Origin of the sequence: Streptomyces sp. MCA2 (assembly GCF_023544705.1) — a bacterium.
Lineage (GTDB): Bacteria > Actinomycetota > Actinomycetes > Streptomycetales > Streptomycetaceae > Streptomyces > Streptomyces decoyicus.
Genome location: NZ_JAMJFM010000032.1, coordinates 65,889 through 81,974, shown reverse-complemented (window position 1 = coordinate 81,974; position 16,086 = coordinate 65,889). Strand labels below are relative to the sequence as shown.

Annotated in this window: 16 protein-coding genes; 7 read left to right on the top strand and 9 right to left on the bottom strand. The window is 73.3% G+C overall.

The genetic code is table 11. The features are described 5' to 3' along the window. Positions 1 to 260: 260 nt before the first annotated feature. From M8I34_RS25105 to M8I34_RS25090, 4 genes are all read right to left on the bottom strand, one after another. Entirely contained in the window at positions 261 to 683 is a 423-nt protein-coding gene (locus M8I34_RS25105) for a hypothetical protein (RefSeq protein ID WP_250052677.1), read from the bottom strand. 41 nt (positions 684 to 724) lie between these two features. Next, entirely contained in the window at positions 725 to 2,137 is a 1,413-nt protein-coding gene (locus M8I34_RS25100) for a cytosine permease (protein ID WP_250052676.1), read from the bottom strand. A 169-nt stretch (positions 2,138 to 2,306) separates the two neighbouring features. Beyond that, positions 2,307 to 2,864, bottom strand: a complete 558-nt coding sequence (locus tag M8I34_RS25095; protein WP_250052674.1) for a cysteine dioxygenase family protein — start codon at positions 2,862 to 2,864, stop codon at positions 2,307 to 2,309. Then, complete coding sequence (locus tag M8I34_RS25090; protein WP_250052672.1) at positions 2,861 to 3,778, bottom strand: amidohydrolase family protein; 918 nt, start codon at positions 3,776 to 3,778, stop codon at positions 2,861 to 2,863. The genes M8I34_RS25095 and M8I34_RS25090 overlap by 4 nt, the downstream gene beginning before the upstream one ends. Positions 3,779 to 4,010: 232 nt before the next feature. On the opposite strand from M8I34_RS25090, the gene M8I34_RS25085 reads away from it, so the two are divergent. From M8I34_RS25085 to M8I34_RS25070, 4 genes are all read left to right on the top strand, one after another. Next, positions 4,011 to 5,048 (top strand): LacI family DNA-binding transcriptional regulator, encoded by a 1,038-nt coding sequence (locus tag M8I34_RS25085; RefSeq protein WP_250052670.1) that lies wholly within the window; start codon positions 4,011 to 4,013, stop codon positions 5,046 to 5,048. Between the two features lie 272 nt (positions 5,049 to 5,320). Further along, complete coding sequence (locus tag M8I34_RS25080; RefSeq protein ID WP_250052668.1) at positions 5,321 to 5,875, top strand: hypothetical protein; 555 nt, start codon at positions 5,321 to 5,323, stop codon at positions 5,873 to 5,875. A gap of 68 nt (positions 5,876 to 5,943) precedes the next feature. Continuing rightward, positions 5,944 to 6,105 (top strand): hypothetical protein, encoded by a 162-nt coding sequence (locus tag M8I34_RS25075; RefSeq protein ID WP_244414455.1) that lies wholly within the window; start codon positions 5,944 to 5,946, stop codon positions 6,103 to 6,105. Between the two features lie 235 nt (positions 6,106 to 6,340). Further along, positions 6,341 to 7,498 (top strand): sigma-70 family RNA polymerase sigma factor, encoded by a 1,158-nt coding sequence (locus M8I34_RS25070; protein ID WP_250052666.1) that lies wholly within the window; start codon positions 6,341 to 6,343, stop codon positions 7,496 to 7,498. Here the strand turns inward: M8I34_RS25070 and M8I34_RS25065 are convergent. From M8I34_RS25065 to M8I34_RS25045, 5 genes are all read right to left on the bottom strand, one after another. Then, complete coding sequence (locus M8I34_RS25065) at positions 7,428 to 7,763, bottom strand: STAS domain-containing protein (RefSeq protein WP_250052664.1); 336 nt, start codon at positions 7,761 to 7,763, stop codon at positions 7,428 to 7,430. The genes M8I34_RS25070 and M8I34_RS25065 overlap by 71 nt on opposite strands. A 185-nt stretch (positions 7,764 to 7,948) precedes the next feature. Further along, a complete protein-coding gene (locus M8I34_RS25060) occupies positions 7,949 to 8,875 on the bottom strand; it encodes an ABC transporter substrate-binding protein (RefSeq protein WP_250052662.1) in 927 nt (308 codons plus the stop codon). Positions 8,876 to 8,921: 46 nt separating this feature from the next. Beyond that, positions 8,922 to 9,593: an ABC transporter permease gene (locus M8I34_RS25055; protein ID WP_030989975.1), complete on the bottom strand. Its 672-nt coding sequence runs from the start codon at positions 9,591 to 9,593 to the stop codon at positions 8,922 to 8,924. A 7-nt stretch (positions 9,594 to 9,600) separates the two neighbouring features. Further along, on the bottom strand, positions 9,601 to 10,275 hold the full coding sequence (locus M8I34_RS25050; RefSeq protein ID WP_250052660.1) for an ABC transporter permease: 675 nt from the start codon (positions 10,273 to 10,275) through the stop codon (positions 9,601 to 9,603). Further along, complete coding sequence (locus M8I34_RS25045) at positions 10,272 to 11,498, bottom strand: ABC transporter ATP-binding protein (RefSeq protein ID WP_250052659.1); 1,227 nt, start codon at positions 11,496 to 11,498, stop codon at positions 10,272 to 10,274. The genes M8I34_RS25050 and M8I34_RS25045 overlap by 4 nt, the downstream gene beginning before the upstream one ends. Positions 11,499 to 11,683: 185 nt before the next feature. Here M8I34_RS25045 and M8I34_RS25040 point away from each other — a divergent pair, with 185 nt between their 5' ends. From M8I34_RS25040 to M8I34_RS25030, 3 genes are all read left to right on the top strand, one after another. Beyond that, positions 11,684 to 13,168: an aromatic amino acid ammonia-lyase gene (locus tag M8I34_RS25040; protein WP_250052657.1), complete on the top strand. Its 1,485-nt coding sequence runs from the start codon at positions 11,684 to 11,686 to the stop codon at positions 13,166 to 13,168. 903 nt (positions 13,169 to 14,071) lie between these two features. Continuing rightward, positions 14,072 to 14,857, top strand: coding sequence for a MurR/RpiR family transcriptional regulator (locus M8I34_RS25035; RefSeq protein WP_244419891.1), 786 nt, complete (start codon positions 14,072 to 14,074; stop codon positions 14,855 to 14,857). A 511-nt stretch (positions 14,858 to 15,368) separates the two neighbouring features. Then, a complete protein-coding gene (locus M8I34_RS25030; RefSeq protein WP_250052655.1) occupies positions 15,369 to 15,980 on the top strand; it encodes a hypothetical protein in 612 nt (203 codons plus the stop codon). Positions 15,981 to 16,086: the final 106 nt, after the last annotated feature.

Sequence of the window (16,086 nt, the reverse complement as noted above, 5' to 3'; positions counted from 1 at the left end):
CGTCGACGCAAGGTGTACGTATGCGTCATGTGTACGCAGCACGGGCTTAACACGCGGCGGGCACAGTGGTGTCACGGCGATAAGGACCTCCGGAGCGGCTCCCGGACCTCCACGATCGCCACCGGATGCGACGACCGGCTCTGACCCGGTACGCGTCCCTTGCGGGGACCGCCGTCGTCCCGCCCCTGGCTTCGGCCGGGGTGCGGCGGTCCCCGCCACATCCGGCTCCCGCCGGAGCTTCGGTCCTCTGCCGGTCCCCTTCAGTCCCCTGAGTCCGCTGCGCCGTCGCGGCGGTCCGTACGCGGCCGCAGCAGCTTGTGCGCGCCCCTGGCCTGCACGGCGTTGACGCCGACGATCCCGGCCCAGCACATCAGCAGCCCCGGCTGCCCCGCCTGGCTCACGGCGATCGCCGACAGCGGGATGGCCAGCACCAGCGAGAGAGCGGCGAGCCCGAACCGTTCCCAGACCTCCTTGCCGCCGCCCCTGGGGCGCGGCGGCCGGGCGCCGCGGGCCACCTGGAGCTGCTGCTCGGCGAGTTGCCGCCGTACCCGCTGGTCGACGCTCCGGTCCAGCTTCTCCAGGAAGGACTCCAGGAGCTCCGACTCGTACTCCGGACCCAGCTCCTTGCGCGTCTGGAGGGTCGCGTCGAGGTCCTTGCGCAGGTCGGGGTCGTGTGTCGCCATGCCGCCGAGCGTACGGCCGCCGGGCGGGCGGCGCGGTAGGGCTAGCCCCCCAATCCGGCGGGCGCCTGGTCCTCGTGGGGCGCGGCCGGCTCCGCCGTGCGCGCGGTGTCGCGGCGGGCGGTCACCCAGTACAGGACGGCCGGCACGGCGAGCCCGACGAGCCAGGAGATGTCGGCGCCGCCGAGCGGTGCCACCAGCGGGCCGGTGAAGAAGTGCGTGGCCAGGAAAGGGAGCTGGGCGAGCACCCCGAGGACGTAGACCGTCAGTGCCCGCACGTTCCAGGCGCCGTAGCGGCCGGCGGGGTCGCTGAGCGCCGGGATGTCGTAGCGCTCCTTGGAGATCAGGTAGTAGTCGACGAGGTTGATCGCGGACCAGGGCGTGAAGAAGGTCAGCAGGAAGAGCAGGAAGTCCTTGAAGGACGTCAGGAAGGAGTCCTTGCCCAGGAGGGCGACGGCGGTGCCGGCCAGCATGATTCCGGCGATGTACGCGGAGCGGCCGCGCGGGCTGAGGGTGCGCTGCCCCCGGAACCCGCTGACGCTGGTGACCAGCGACATGAACCCGCCATAGGTGTTGAGGATGTTGATGGTGAGCTTGCCGAGGGCGATCGCGAAGTAGAGGAACGAGGCGATCAGTCCGGCGCCGCCGAGGCCGACGATATAGCTGACCTCGTGCCCCACGAACGCGGCGGGCGCCGCGGCGGCCGCCAGTGCGCCGAACGTCATCGACCACTGCGAGCCGAGCACCGAACCGGACAGCGTCCACCAGAACGTGGCGCGCGCCGAGGTGTGCCGCGGGAGGTAGCGCGAGTAGTCGGCGACGTACGGGCCGAACGCCAGCTGCCAGGAGGCCGAGAGCGAGACGGCGAGCAGGAAGACCGGCAGCCCGAAGCGGTGGTCGGCCAGCAGCGTGCCGAGGTCGGTGCGCTCCAGCAGCCGGATGCCGAGGTAGACGAAGGCCAGTGCGCAGACCAGACCGGCGATCTTGCCGAGGGTGTGGATCAGGCGGTAGCCGACGGCCGCGGCGACCGCGGTGACCGTGGCGAAGAGGACGATCCCGGGGGTCTCGCCGAGGTGCGTCAGCTCCCCGACCGCCTGCCCGGCCAGCACGCTGCCGCTGGCGAAGAACCCGATGTACATCACGATGACCAGCGCCAGCGGGACCACCGCGCCGCGCACCCCGAACTGGGCCCGTGAGGTGATCATCTGCGGCAGGCCGAGCCGCGGCCCCTGGGCGGAGTGCAGCGCCATCACCGCACCGCCCAGGAGGTTGCCGAGCAGCAGCCCGATCAGCGACCAGAAGGCGTTCGCCCCGAAGACGACGGCCAGCGCGCCGGTGATGACGGCGGTGATCTGGAGGTTGGCGCCCAGCCAGAGCGTGAACTGGCTGACCGCGCTGCCGTGCCGTTCCTCGTCGGGGACGACGTCGATGGAGCGTCGTTCGACCACACCTGCCATGAGTCCGCCTTGCGTCGCCGCCTGTATGGATTCATGCAGGATCGATGGCGATGAATGGAAGGTCAATAGGAAGGGGCGGAATTCGTGGTCACGGGTGCCCGGCCGCGGACGGCCGCGCCCCGGTGAGGAAGGGGCCCGGGGCCCGCGGTCCCGGGCCGCACGGCCGTTTTCAGGCCGCGGTCGTCCCGTCCATCGGCCGCAGCTCATCCGCGTACGAGACCGAGACCCGCCGCATCAGCCCGTCCCCGGTGATGTCGTACTGGCCCAGCCGCCACAGCGGCGGCGAGTACGCGTGCACCGACACCGCGTCGTCACTCGCGCCGGTGAGCCGGTGGATGTGGTCCGGGCCGAAGGAGAAGGAGGAGCCCGTGCCGACCGCGGTGGCCAGGTGCTCGCCGCCGATGCGGGGGTTGGACTCGGTCAGGACGCCCTGGACGACATGGACCGCCCCGGAGGAGATGTCGTGATCGTGCCAGCCGGTGTCGTTCTGCCGGGTCCAGCACAGCAGCCAGACATCGACGAACTCGTCGCGGTGCAGGGAGGCGTAGTGGCGCTCGGTGTCGGAGAACGCGACCTGTTCGCGCCAGAGGTCCGGGCGGGTGGCGAGCTCGTCGACCAGTGCCTGGAGCTCGCGCTTGTCGAGGTTGCGCTCGGGCAGTGCGGTGAACGGCTCCTCGCCGTCTGGGACCTCGCGGGCGGTGTCGGCCAGGGAGGTGCGGTACGTCATGGGCGGGCTCCTTTCGTCGGGCCCAGCAGGCGGGCCGGGTTGGCGGTACGCAGGGCGTGGACGGCGGCCTGCGCGCCGAGGTCGGGGATGACGGGGGCGGCATAGGGGCGGTCGCTGCCGCTGACGACGACATCGATGCCGGTGGCCCGGACGAGTGCGTCGACCGCACGGGTCCCGTAGGAGGACGTCTCGTAGAACGCCTTGCAGTCCACCCGGCCCCGGTCCCGGCCGCCGCCGCGGGCGACCAGCCGCTCGCCGTGCAGCGGCGCCAGTCCGGCCAGGGCCGCGAAGCAGACCCGCAGATCCGGGTGGCGCGGCCGGCCGAAGGCGCGGAAGGCGAACCAGGAGGCGTGCAGCTGCTGGAGGTAGGGGACCAGGGCGGGCCACCAGGGGGGCGCGTCCCCGTCGGCGGACGGCGCCGGGCCGGGGTGGATGAACAGCGGCGCGTCCTGCTCGGCGGCGGCGTCCAGCAGCGGTGCGCAGCGGGCCCACCCGGCGGCGTCGAGCAGCGCGGTGGCGGGGAGCTGGAGCCCCACACAGCCGCGGGCCAGCTCGCGCCGCAGCGCCTCGGCGTCCGGCTCGGGCGCGGACAGGCAGACCGAGGCCCAGACGCCGAAGGGGGCGGGCAGGTCCAGTGCGCCGTCGTGGAACGCGGCGAGCAGCGGTGCGGCCTGGGCGGGCGGCAGATATTCGATGCCGAGCGGGCTGGAGAGCGACACCAGCGCCAGATCGAGGCCGTCGGCGCGCGCGAGCCGGGCGCGGGCCGCGATGTCGTGGTCGGCGGGGTCGACGGCGTACGGGGGCTCGCCCGGCAGGTGCAGCGTCCAGCCGTCCAGCCGCGGCGGCGCACTGCGCGAGCGCAGCAGCGCGACGAACTCGGGCGGCCAGATGTGCTGGTGGACGTCGGTGGGCACGGGCCTCCCTCGGGGCGCGGGGCGGTCGCACGGACGGCACACGGACCGCATGGTCCGGCGCCTTGAACCGCTTCACTTAACCGCTTAACTGATGCGTTTAAGTGAAGCGGTTAACAGCAGGCACTGTCAAGGCCGTGCCGGAGCTGCCGGGCCCTTGCCCCCACCGGAAGAGCCGCCTCGGGAGCTGCGCATCATGGCCGGGCGCCGCCCCCTCCTTGGGTAGGCTTCCGGCATGGCCAGGCCCAATAAGCGCACCACCCTCCGCGAGGTGGCCGAGGCCACCGGCCTCTCCACCGCAGCCGTCTCCTACGCGTTGCGCGGCAAGCACGTCTCCAAGGAAACCGAGGAGCGGGTGCGCAAGGCCGCCGCCGACCTCGGCTACGAGGCCGACCCGATCGCCCGCGCCCTCGCCAGCGGCCGTACGAGCACGGTCGGGGTGCTCGCCGGTGATCTCCAGGACCTGTGGCAGCAGCAGCTGATGGCGGCGATAGGGCGCGAGCTGCTGGCCGGCGACCGCTATGCGCTGATTCTCGACGCGGGCGGCGACCCCGAACGCGAGCTGACCCTCGCCAAGCAACTGCGCGACCAGCGGGTGGACGGCCTCCTGGTCTCACCCGTCGACCCGTCCGCCGAGGGCTGGTCGAAGATCGCCGATGCCGTGCCGGTGGTCTCCATCGGCGACGCCCTGAGCCGGGCCCGTACGGCGGGCGAGGTGCTCTTCGACAACCGGGCCGGCATCGACGCCGTCCTGGACTACCTCCGCGGGCTGGGCCACCGCCGGGTCACCGTGCTGACCCCCACCGGCCCCTCCACCCCCGACCGCCCCGCCGACGTCTATGTGCGCGAGGCCGCCGACCGGCTCGGTATCGAGGCCGAAGTCCTGCCCTGTCCACAGGAGTTGGACGCGGCGACCGCGATGGCCCGCCGGGTCCTGGCCAACAGCCCGGACGGCCGCCGTCCGGCCGGGCTCGCCCCGCCCACCGCCGTCTTCTGCTTCTCCGACTCCATCGCCTACGGCGTCTACGCGGCAGCCGCCGAGGCCTCCCTCACCGTCGGCCGCGACCTCTCCGTCGTCGGCTTCGACGACCACCCCGTCTCCCGGGTCCTCACCCCGCCCCTGACCTCCGTCGACTGGGGCCTGGCGGCCATCGCCAAGGAAGCCGCCCGCCTCGCCGTCGCCGCCATCGAGGGCCGCCGGGTCCGCCGCAAACGCATCCTGTGCGCCCCGCGCCTCTCGGAGCGCGGGTCGGCGGTGGCGCCGCGGGAGTGATGCGGCGGGAACGGTGCCGCGGGAGTGATGTGGTGGGACCGCCGCGGCGCGAGTGACGTCGTGAGAACGGCATTGCGGGAGTGGCGTCATCGACCCCGATGGCCGGTGTGCGCCGCGCTGGTGGCGGGCCGTCAGTTCATCTGCCCGTTCATCCGTCCGTTCAACTTCCCGGTGCACGGCCCCGTTTGCCGGGAAATTGCCCGCCATGGATCTTGCATTTACGACGTGCCTCGTAGGCTGATCATGAACTTGATCCACACGGGGAACGGGGAATGATGAAGTTCCGGAAGACCGCCACGACCGCGTTGACCGCGCTGGCTTTTGCGGGGGTGGCAGGACCCGCCTCCGCGGACAGTGCGCTGCATTCCGCGAAGCCGGTGAGTGCCGCGAAAGGCTTCAAGCTGAAGTCGCTCCACTCGCCGGACGGCAAAACCCTGAAGGCCACGCTGTCCATGCCCACGGGCTACCACTTCACCGTCGCCGGCAAGAAGCTGGCGCTGGTCGGGCCCGGCCATCGGACGGTGGGCCGGCTGGGCACCGCAATCAAACTCAAGAACGGCAAGACGGCGCACGTCAGCTACCGCGCCAAGGGCGCCACGGTCACCGTGCGGGCGACCCGTAGTTTCCGGCAGCTCGGTGTCTCCACGCGGGGCATGGCGGCCGAGAGTTACTCGAAGTGCGCCAACGACAAGATCCGGGACTATGTGGTGTCCGGCGGGATAGGCGGATGTATCGCCGGCGCCGAGACCGGGTGCGCCCCGGGGGCCACGGCCGGGGCTTTCGGAGGCCTGGTCTCCGGTGCGGTGCTCTCGCTCTCCGATTGCTGACGGTGGCCGGGCGATGAGGGAAAGCGATGCCGAGGAAGCAGTGCGGGGCAGGAAATGATGGGCAGGAAATGACAAAGGCATTGATCGCCGGAATTCTCGCGGTCGTGGTCGTCTTTGCGCTCACGCATACCGTGTTCTCCGGTTTGACGGAACCCGCCCGGCTCCTGGTGAGTGTCCTGGCAGGGGCGGCCGTCGGAGGAGTGCTGCGCGGCGTGCAGCTGCGCAGATGACCTGAGAGACGCGGGACGGGCCGGGGCGGCGGAGCCCCGGCCCGTCCGTGTGCCGTGTGCCGTGTGCCGTGTGCTGTGTGCTGTGCGTCGTGCGTCGTGCGTCGGTGTGCCGTTTCCCGGCCCCGGCCCCCGGCTGCAAAGCCCCGCGCCGAGGAGCAGACTGGGTGCCGGATGCTCCGGTAGCGTCGGGCGCGTGTGACGGTGGTCGGCCGACGGGCGGATGGGCGGGTCCTCGATGAAACGGTCCTCGACGGAACAGGTCTCGACGGGCGAAGTCGCGGCGGTGGGCGGGACCACCGCGGCGGACGGTGCCGGGCGGGGCGCGCCGCAGGGTGAACTGGCGGACCGGCTGGAGGCCCACCGTACCGAGCTGACCGGCTACTGCTACCGCATGCTGGGCTCGGCCTTCGAGGCCGAAGACGCCGTGCAGGAGACGATGGTGCGGGCCTGGCGGAGCTACGACCGGTTCGAGGGGCGGGCGTCCCTGCGTTCCTGGCTGTACCGGATCGCCACGAATGTCTGCCTGGATCTGCTCAAGGGCAGCCGGCGCCGGGCCCGGCCGATGGATCTCGCCTCCCCGTCGAGCGTGGACACCCCGGTCGGCACCGGACTGCCCGAGGCGACCTGGATCGGGCCCGTACCGGACGAGCGCGTGCTGGCGTCCGCGGGGGACCCGGCGGACACCGCCGTCGCCCGGGAGTCGATCCGGCTCGCGTTCATCGCCGCGCTCCAGCGGCTGGCGCCCCGCCAGCGGGCGGTGCTGATCCTGCGGGAGGTGCTCAGCTGGTCGGCGAGCGAGGTCGCCGAGCTGCTGGGCAGTTCGGTCGCCTCGGTCAACAGCGCGCTCCAGCGGGCCCGCGCCACCCTCGCCGCGTCCGGTGACACCGACGACGAACCGCCGCGGCCCCTGGACGACGCACAGCAGGCGCTGCTCCAGCGCTATGTCGACGCCTTCGAACGGTTCGACATGGACGCGCTCACGGCGTTGCTGCACGAGGACTCCACGCTGTCCATGCCGCCGTACGAGCTGTGGCTGCGCGGCCGCGACGACATCCTGAAGTGGCTGCTGGGGCCGGGCGGCGGCTGCGAGGGATCGCATCTGGTGCCGGTCACGGCGAACGGCCGGCCGGCGTTCGGGCAGTACCGTGCCGACGGTGAGCCCTGGGCGATCCAGGTCATCGAGACGGCGGACGGCCGGATCACCGCGCTCCAGTCGTTCCTGGACACCGAGCGGCTGTTCCCGCTGTTCGGACTGCCGCTCCGCTACGGCGGCCCGGTCACGGAGCGTGCGGTCACGGAGGATTCGGATACGGCGGGTGCGGTCACGGAGGGGGCGGTGGCGCCCCCGGGGGAGGGACGGCCGGCAGGATCTCGGCCAGCCCCGTCACCGTGAGCAGCAGGGCCAGCCTCTCCGGTACGTGACACAGCCGGATGCCGTGCCCCAGCCGCCGGGCGGTGAGCTGGAGGCGGAGCAGGGCCTCGACGGTGGTGAGGTCGGGGGCGTCGAGGGCCCGTACGTCGCACAGCACCGTCGTCCGCGGCCGGGCGCCCAGCAGCAGGCGGAGGCGGTCGCACAGCGCGGGGATGTCGGCGCGGGCGAGCGACGGGCCGAGGCGGCAGATGACGGCCCGGGGCGGCGTGGGCAGTATGGGCAGCACAGGAGAAGAGACCCCGCCGGGCAGGGAAACTCATCGCGCGGCGGCGGCCCGGCCGTCCGACGGCGAGGCCGGTGATCCGGCCGCCCGCCCCGCCACAGCCGGGCTCCCGTCCCGCCGCAGCACGAGCTTCCGCCCAGCCGCAGCCCGAGCTCCCACCCAGCCGCAGGCCGGGCTTCTGCCCCCTCTCAGCCCAGCTTGTGCTTCTTCAGCCAGGCGTCGGCCACCCGGTCCGGGTCCTGCTTCTTCTTGTCGACGAGGCGGTTGAGCTCGGTGAGGTGGGAGGTGGTGAGGGTGTTGCCCAGACGGGCGAGGGCCTTGCGGACCTTGGAGTCGGCCTTGCGGGAGGCGACCAGCGGGACGATGTGCTGGGCGGGGATGAGGTGCTTGGGGTCCGCCAGCAGGATCCAGCCGTTCTCCGCGGTGTCGACGTCGGTGGTGAAGACATTGGCGATATCGATGTCGCCCTTCTTCAGCGCGCCCTTGACCAGCGGCCCGGACGAGTCCAGCGCCTTGAACTCCTTGAATTCCACGCCGTACTCGTCCTTGAGGCCGACGACCCCGACGACCCGCTTCTTCATCTCCGCGGCCGCGCCGAACACCAGCTTTCCGTTGGCCTTGCGCAGATCGGAGAGCGTCTTGAGGCCGTAGCGGTCGGCGGTCGCGCGGGTCACGGCGAAGCTGTCGCGGTCCTCGGCGGCCGCGTACGGGAGGACTTCGAGGCCGTCGGGGAGGACCGTGGCCAGCGCGTTCTGCATCGCGCCCGCCTCGGTCTCGGTGGCCTTCTTGTCGAGGTAGAGCAGCAGGCTGCCCTGGTATTCGGGGAGCAGATCGATATCGCCGGAGCGCAGCGCGGGGACCACGATCTCGCGGGAGCCGAGGTTGGGCTTGACGGTGGTCTTGACCCCGGCGGCGTTGAGCACGCCCGCGTAGAGGTAGCCGAGGATCTGGTTCTCGGTGAAGTTGGCGGTGCCGATGACCAGTCCGCCGCCGCTGCTGCCGCTGTCGCCGCCGGCGCCGTCCCCCTTGAGGGAGGTGATGCCGGAGGAACAGGCGGCCAGCAGCGGGGCCGAGGCGCCGGCGAGGAGAGTGGTCAAGGCGGTACGACGGTTCATGGGCGGGACTCCTCGGGACGTACGGAGAGGCGGGGGCGGCAGATGCTCAGCGGGCGGCGGCCGGGCGGCCGCGGAACAGCAGCCGGGTGAGGCCGCCCAGGGCCAGGTCGGCGGCGACGGCGAGCACGGCGACCAGGGCCGCACCGCCGAGGACCTGCACCAGGTCGCGCTGCGCCAGCCCGTCGAAGACGTAGCGGCCCAGCCCGCCGAAGCTGACATAGGCGGCGATGGTGGCGGTGGCGACGACCTGCACGGTCGCCAGCCGTACGCCGGTCATGATCAGCGGGAGCGCGAGCGGGAGTTCGACCTGCCAGAGGACCTGGCGGCCGCGCAGGCCCACGCCCTTGGCGGCGTCCTTGACCTCGGGGTCGACGGCGGCCATCCCCGCATACGTATTGGTGATGATCACGGGCACCGCGAGCGCGACCAGCGACACATACACCGGCCACACGCTCAGCCCGCCCGCGAGGAACACCAGGGTCACCAGGCCGACGGTGGGCAGCGCCCGGCCGAAGGAGGAGAGGTTGACGGCGAGGAAGGCGCCGCGGCCGGTGTGTCCGATGAGCAGGCCGATGGGCAGCGCGATCACGGCCGCGGCGAGGGTGGCGAGCACCGAGTACTCCAGGTGCTCCAGGACGCGGGCGGCGATGCCCTCGGGGCCGGACCACTGGGCCGGGCTGGTCAGCCAGGAGAGGAGGTTCTTCAGGAGTTCGAGCATCGGCGCGTCACGCTGCCTTCCGCCACAGAGAGGTGCGCTGCCGGGGGGTGCCGCGCCGCCAGGGGGTGCACAGCCACTGGACGGTCACCAGCAGCGCGTCGGCGACCAGGGCGAGCAGCAGGGTCAGGACCACACCGGCGATGACCGGGGTGGGGAAGTTGCGCTGGAAGCCGTCGGTGAAGAGCTGGCCGAGGCCGCCGTATCCGATGTAACTCGCCACGCTGACCAGGGAGATGGACATGACGGTGGCGACCCGTATGCCCGCCATGATCACCGGGAGGGCGAGCGGCAGCTCGACGGTGAGCAGGGTGCGCAGCGGCTTGGTCCCCATCGCCTTCGACGCCTCGCGGGCCTTGGCCGGGACCGCGTCCAGGCCCTCGACGGTGTTCCGTACCAGCACGACCAGCGTGTACGCGGTCAGGCCGACGATCGCGGTGGTGCGGGTGAGGCCGGTGACCGGCAGGAGGAGGACGAAGAAGGCGAGGGAGGGGATGGTGTAGAGGATGTTGGACGCGCCGAGGATGAAGCCGCGCAGCGGCCGTACCCGGTGGGCGAGGACCGCCAGCGGCAGCGCGATCAGCAGCCCGAGGAGGACGGCGGGCACGGCGGTGGCGAGGTGGTCCGCGGTCAGCCGGGCCATCTGATCGGCGTGGTCGGGGAACCAGCCCCATTCGATGGTCATGCGGGGCGCTCCGTCGCGGAGGCGGTCTTGCGGGGCGCGGGGTCTCCGGCGGCGTCCCCGTTCGCGTCCCCGTCGGCGACCTCGGAAGCGGGCGTCCCGGGGGCGGTGGGCCCGGCGGCCGCCGCCCGGCCCGCCTCCGCGTGGCTGCGGCCCGCCCGGTCGTGGATGGCGTCCCGGGAGGTGAGGCCCGCCAGCTGCCCGTCCGCGGTGACCCGGGCGATGGCGGCGGCGGGGGAGGAGACCGCCTCGTTGAGCGCCGAGAGCAGCGAATCGGTGTCGCGCAGCGGCCGTACGGCCTCCAGGGGAGCCTCGCCGGCCGTCCCGCCGGCGGGCAGCGCGTCGGTGTCCAGCCACCCCAGCGGCTCCCCGCGCGGGGAGGTAACCAGGCGCCAGCGGCCGCCGCTGCGGGATATCTTGCCGACCGGCTCGTCCGCGCGTATCGCCTGGCCGGGCGCGTACGGAACGTCCGCGAGGGTGGTGAGCGAGAGCAGCTTGAGCCCGCGCTCGGCGCCCAGGAAGTCGGCGACGAAGTCATCGGCGGGGCGGGCCAGCAGCTCGGCGGGCTCGGCGCACTGGACGAGGCGGCCGCCGGTGCGGAAGACCGCGATCCGGTCGCCCAGCCGGACCGCCTCGTCGATGTCGTGGGTCACGAAGACGACGGTCTTGCGCAGCTCCTCCTGGAGCCGCAGCAGCTCGTTCTGGAGCTGGGCGCGGACGACGGGGTCGACGGCGCCGAAGGGCTCGTCCATCAGCAGGACGGGCGGGTCGGCGGCGAGTGCGCGGGCGACGCCGACGCGCTGCTGCTGGCCGCCGGAGAGCTGGTGCGGATAGCGCTTGCCCGAGTCGGCGGGCAGGCCGACCAGCTCCAGCAGCTCGGCGGCGCGGGCGCGGGCCTTGCGCCTGCCCCAGCCCAGGAGCAGCGGGACCGTCGCGATGTTGTCCAGGATCGTACGGTGAGGGAAGAGGCCGGACTGCTGGATCACATAACCGATACCGCGGCGCAGCTCCGCGGCGTCCGCCTCCAGGATGTCGCGGCCGCCGACGCTGATCGTGCCGGACGTCGGCTCGACCATCCGGTTGACCATCCGCAGGGTGGTGGTCTTGCCGCAGCCCGACGAGCCGACGAGGACGGTGACACCGCCCTCAGGGAGGTCAAGGGACAGCTCGTCCACGGCGGTGGTGCCATTCGGGTACCGCTTGCTGACTGCGTCGAACTTGATCATCCGCTGCCCCTTGCCCGGCCTGCATAGTGTCATGCAGAGTCTTAGGCACGTGAATAGAAGTCAATAGGCAGAAGTAAATCGTCCGTTACATCGCCTGTTACTTCGGCTCACCGTACGGAACGAGGTGTCGGACTTCCATCCACAAAGCGCGTTATAAGAGGGAGTTGAGCCCCTTGGTTTCTCACATGCTGGACAACGGTCCCCGCACCGGCCGGCGCATCACACTCGACGGCACCGGTCTGCACACCGACGGCATCGCCGCCCTCGCGGAGCGCACCGCCCACCCCACGGCCCCCGACCCCAAGGCCTTCGCCCGCGCCGAGGAATCCTGGGAGACCGCCCGCCGCCTCGCCGCCACCGGCCGGGTCTACGGGCGCAGCACCGGCGTCGGCGCCAACCGTACGGAGGACGTCGGGGCCGCCGACGCCGACCACGGACTGCGACTGCTGCGCAGCCACGCCGGCGCGATCGGCGACCCGCTGCCCGCCCGCGAGGTCCGCGCCATGCTCGCCGTACGCGCCAACCAGCTGCTGGCGGGCGGCGCCGGCCTCAACCCCGCCGTCATCACCTCCCTCCTCGACGCGCTGGACGCCGGCGCCCACCCCGTCGTCAACGAACACGGCGCCGTCGGCACCGGCGACCTGGCCGCCCTCGCTCAGACCGGCCTCGCGCTGGCCGGCGAACACCCCTGGCACTGCGCGGCAGACGGCTGGGCGCCTGCCCCCATCGCCCTCGACAACAACGACGCCCTCGCCCTGATCAGCAGCAACGCCCTCACCCTCGGCCAGTCCGCGCTCGCTCTCGACGAACTGCGCCGGCTCCTGGCCGCCTCCCTCCCCATCGCCGCGCTCTCCCTCCTCGCGGTCGGCGGTTCCTACGAGCCCTTCGCCGAGCCGGTGATGCTCGCCCGCCCGCACCCCGGCTCCGCGGCCGCCGCCACCCGGCTGCGCACCCTCTCCGGCGTCCCGCCCCGACCCTCCCCGCCCCTCGGCCGTATCCAGGACCCGTACGGCTTCCGCTGCATCCCGCAGATCCACGGCCCGGCACTGGACGCCGCCGACACCCTGGACGAGGTGCTCACGGTCGAGGTGAACGCCGCCGCCGAGAACCCCCTGATCAGCATCGAGGACCAGGCCGCCTACCACCACGGCAACTTCTACGCCGCGCATGCCGTGCTCGCCCTGGACGCCTTCCGGCTGGCCGTGCTCCAGACCGCCCGGCTGTCCACCGCCCGGCTCGCCGCGCTCTCCGAGCCCGACTTCACCCGGCTGCGGCCCTTCCTCGGCGACGCGGCGCCCGCCAGCTCCGGCGTGATGATCCTCGAATACGCGGCCGGTGCGGCGCTCGGCGAGATGCGCGCCGTCTCCCACCCGGCCTCGCTCGGCCACGCCGTGCTCTCCCGCGGGGTCGAGGAACAGGCCAGCTTCGCCTCCCTCGGCGCCCGCCAGACCCTGCGGTCCTGCACGTACTACCGCCAGATCCTCGCCTGCGAACTGGTCGCCGCCGTACGGGCGTTGCGGATGCGCTCCCTGGAACCCGACCCCGGCCTCCCCCTCGCCACCGCTTACGCCCTCGCCGCCGACGCCCTCGACCCGCGAATGGAGGACCGCCCCCTGACCGACGACGTGGCGGTGGCCTCGGGCCTGCTGGACGGGCTGGCGGAGTTGTGAGGGGCGGGGGTTCGGGGGCGGGGGGATCCGTGTGGTTCCGGCTGTGGCTCTGGGCGGTGGGGTGATGTCGTGCGGCTCCGGCTCCGGGCGGCCGGGCGACGCCGGGAGGTTCCGGGGGGCGGGGCGATGTCGTGCGGCTGCGGTTCCGGTTCCGGGCGGCGGAGCGATGCTGTGCGGCTCCGGCTCCGGCTCCGGTCCGGCTGTGGCTCCGGGCGGGGGGGGCGATGTCGTGCGGTTCCGGCTCTGGCTCCGGCTGCGGCTGCGGGCGGCGGGGCGATGCTGTGCGGCTCCGGCTCCGGCTCTGGGCAGCGGGGCGATGTCGTGTGGTTCCGGGCGGCGGGGCGATGCTGCGCCTCCGGCTCGGGCTCCGGGCAGCGCGGCGTTCCCGCGTGGTCGCGGGGGACAGGGGCCGGGGGTGATCGCGTACGGCTGGAACGTGGCGCGTATCCCGGGCCGGACCGGGCCAGGAATTCCGTACAGTCGGTCGACACAGGACAAGGCCCCCGACCGGGCCGGGAAGAAGAGGCGATGAGCGGGGACGGGGACAACGGCAACGGCGTCGGCGGCGCGGCCGGCGACGAGCCGAGGGACATCGGTGGCGGGCGTGGCGAGGACGGCGGGCACGAGGATGGCGCGCGCGAGGGCGACGGCGGGCACGACGGCGGTGTGACGGGCGGCGTCCCGACGGGCGATGGTGCCCCGACGGGTGATGGTGTCCCGACAGGGGACGATGTCCGGGGTCGGGTCGGCGGGGCCCGGGGCGTGCCGGCCGGCCAGGAGGCTGCCGCCGCCGCCCGTCGGGACACCGTCGCGGGGACCGGCACCTCCGCTGCGGAGACCGGCGCCACCGCCGGGGAGACCGGCACCGCCGCCCGCCTCCAGAAGCTCTTCGAGGGCCACCGGCTGACACCCACCCAGCGCCGGATCGCCCACTGCATGGTGCGCCGGGCCGCCGACGCCCCCTTCCTCTCCAGCGTCGAACTCGCCGAACTGGCCGGCGTCAGCCAGCCGTCCGTCACCCGCTTCGCCGTCGCCCTCGGCTTCGACGGCTACCCGGCGCTGCGCCGCCATCTGCGCGAGGTCGCACCCACCGACAAGCCCGGCGACACCGGCTCCTACAACGAGTACCAGCAGGCCGTCCAGGCGGAGATCGACAACCTCCGCCGGCTCGCCGCCGCCCTCGCCGACCCCGCGCCGGTGAGCGAGGCGGGCCGCCTCCTCGCCGCCTCCCGGCCGCTCCCTGTCCTCGGCCTGCGCGCTGCCACCGCCCAGGCCGCCGGCTTCAGCTACTTCGCCCGCAAGGTCCACCCCGACGTCCGCCTCCTGGACGAGGGCGGCACCATGCTCGCCGACCGCATCGACGCCGCCGTCCGGGCCGGCGCGAGCGCCCTGCTCTGCTTCGCCCTGCCCCGTCACCCCCGTGAGGTCGTCGACGCCCTCGACTACGCCCGCACGGCCGGACTGACCGTCGTCACCGTCGCCGACAGCGCCTTCGCCCCCGTCGCCCACCACACCGACCTGCTCCTCCCGGCCCCCGTCGGCACCGGCCTGGCCTTCGACACGGCCTGCGCACCCATGCTCCTGGGCCGCGTCCTGCTGGAAGCGATGTGCGACGCCCTCCCGGACGCCCAGGCCCGCCTGGAGGAGTTCGACGCGGGCGCGGCGGCGCGGGGGTTGTTCGTGGAGTGAGCCGCGGGGAGCGACACGGCGGGGGCAGGGCGGTGGGCAGGGTGGTGCCGTGGCGGGGGAGGCGCCGTGGCGCGAGCGGAGGGGCTGGAGGTGATCCGTCCGTCCGGGGGCGCTGCACGTTCCGGTGTGTCCGCTGCCCCGGGATGGGCGGGAGGTGATCCGTCCGGGTGGCCGCCGCACGTCCCGGCGGTTCCGCCGCTCCCCGGCACGGCCGGAGGCGGCCCGTCAGCGTGACCGCCGCACATCCCCAGCACGTCCGCTGCTCCCCCGGGACGGCCCGGAGGCTATCCGTCCGTCCGGATGGCCGCCGCACAACCAGGCGTGTCCGCCGTTCCCTCCTCACGGCTCTCACGGCTCTCACGGCCCTCACGGCCCTCGCGGCCGTCACGGCCTCGGCTGAACTCCCGCCCGCCGTCTCAGGGAATCCTCATCCGGGCTGACTACGATCCGCCGCCGGTACAGGTGTGCCGGACAGGTGGGACGGAGCGGTCGCAGGGCGAGGAGGTCTGTCGTGGGGCACGGGGTGTATGCGCTGGCGCGGGTGGCAGTGGTGGTGCGGGCACCGGCGGTACTGCTCTGGTGGCCGGGTCTGCTGGCCGCGGGGATCGGGGTGCTGGTGCCGGGGCTGACCGGGCGGACGACCGGGCTGTCGGCAGGGGCGGCGCTGTTCGTGATCGCCGCGTGCGTGGGGTGCGTGGCACGGCGCGGACGGTACGCGGCGCTGGCACGCGACGCGACGCGTGCCGGAAAGGCCGTCATCTTGCAGGATCGTTTGGTCACCCTCCGGATCTGGCGGCGGGCGCACCGCTGGTGGCTGCTCCTCGCCTTCCTGGCGGCGGTCGGCTCGTCGTTCGTGCTGCCGACGGCCGGCGGGCTGCTGATGGCCGGGTCCGCGCTCGGGCTGTGGGGCAAGGCGCTGTGGCTGGGGCGCTGGGAGCGGGAGCACGAGGCCCTGCTGTGGGTGCGTACGGAGGCGGCCGGGCGGGGCGGCGCGGCCGCCAAGGAGGTGCGTGGGTACCTCCTGACCGGGACAGCGGCCGGGGACGCGCGGCCCGGCGGGGCACGGGGCGGGGGAGCGCGCGCCGGCAGGCCGCGGACCGGCGGAGCACGGGCCGGCCGCTGACCGAGGGAGCACGGGCCGGCCGCTGACCGAGGGAGCGTGGGCCGGCGGCTGACCGAGGAGCACGGGCCGACCGCTGACCGGCGCGTACCCGGCAGGTGACGTCTCT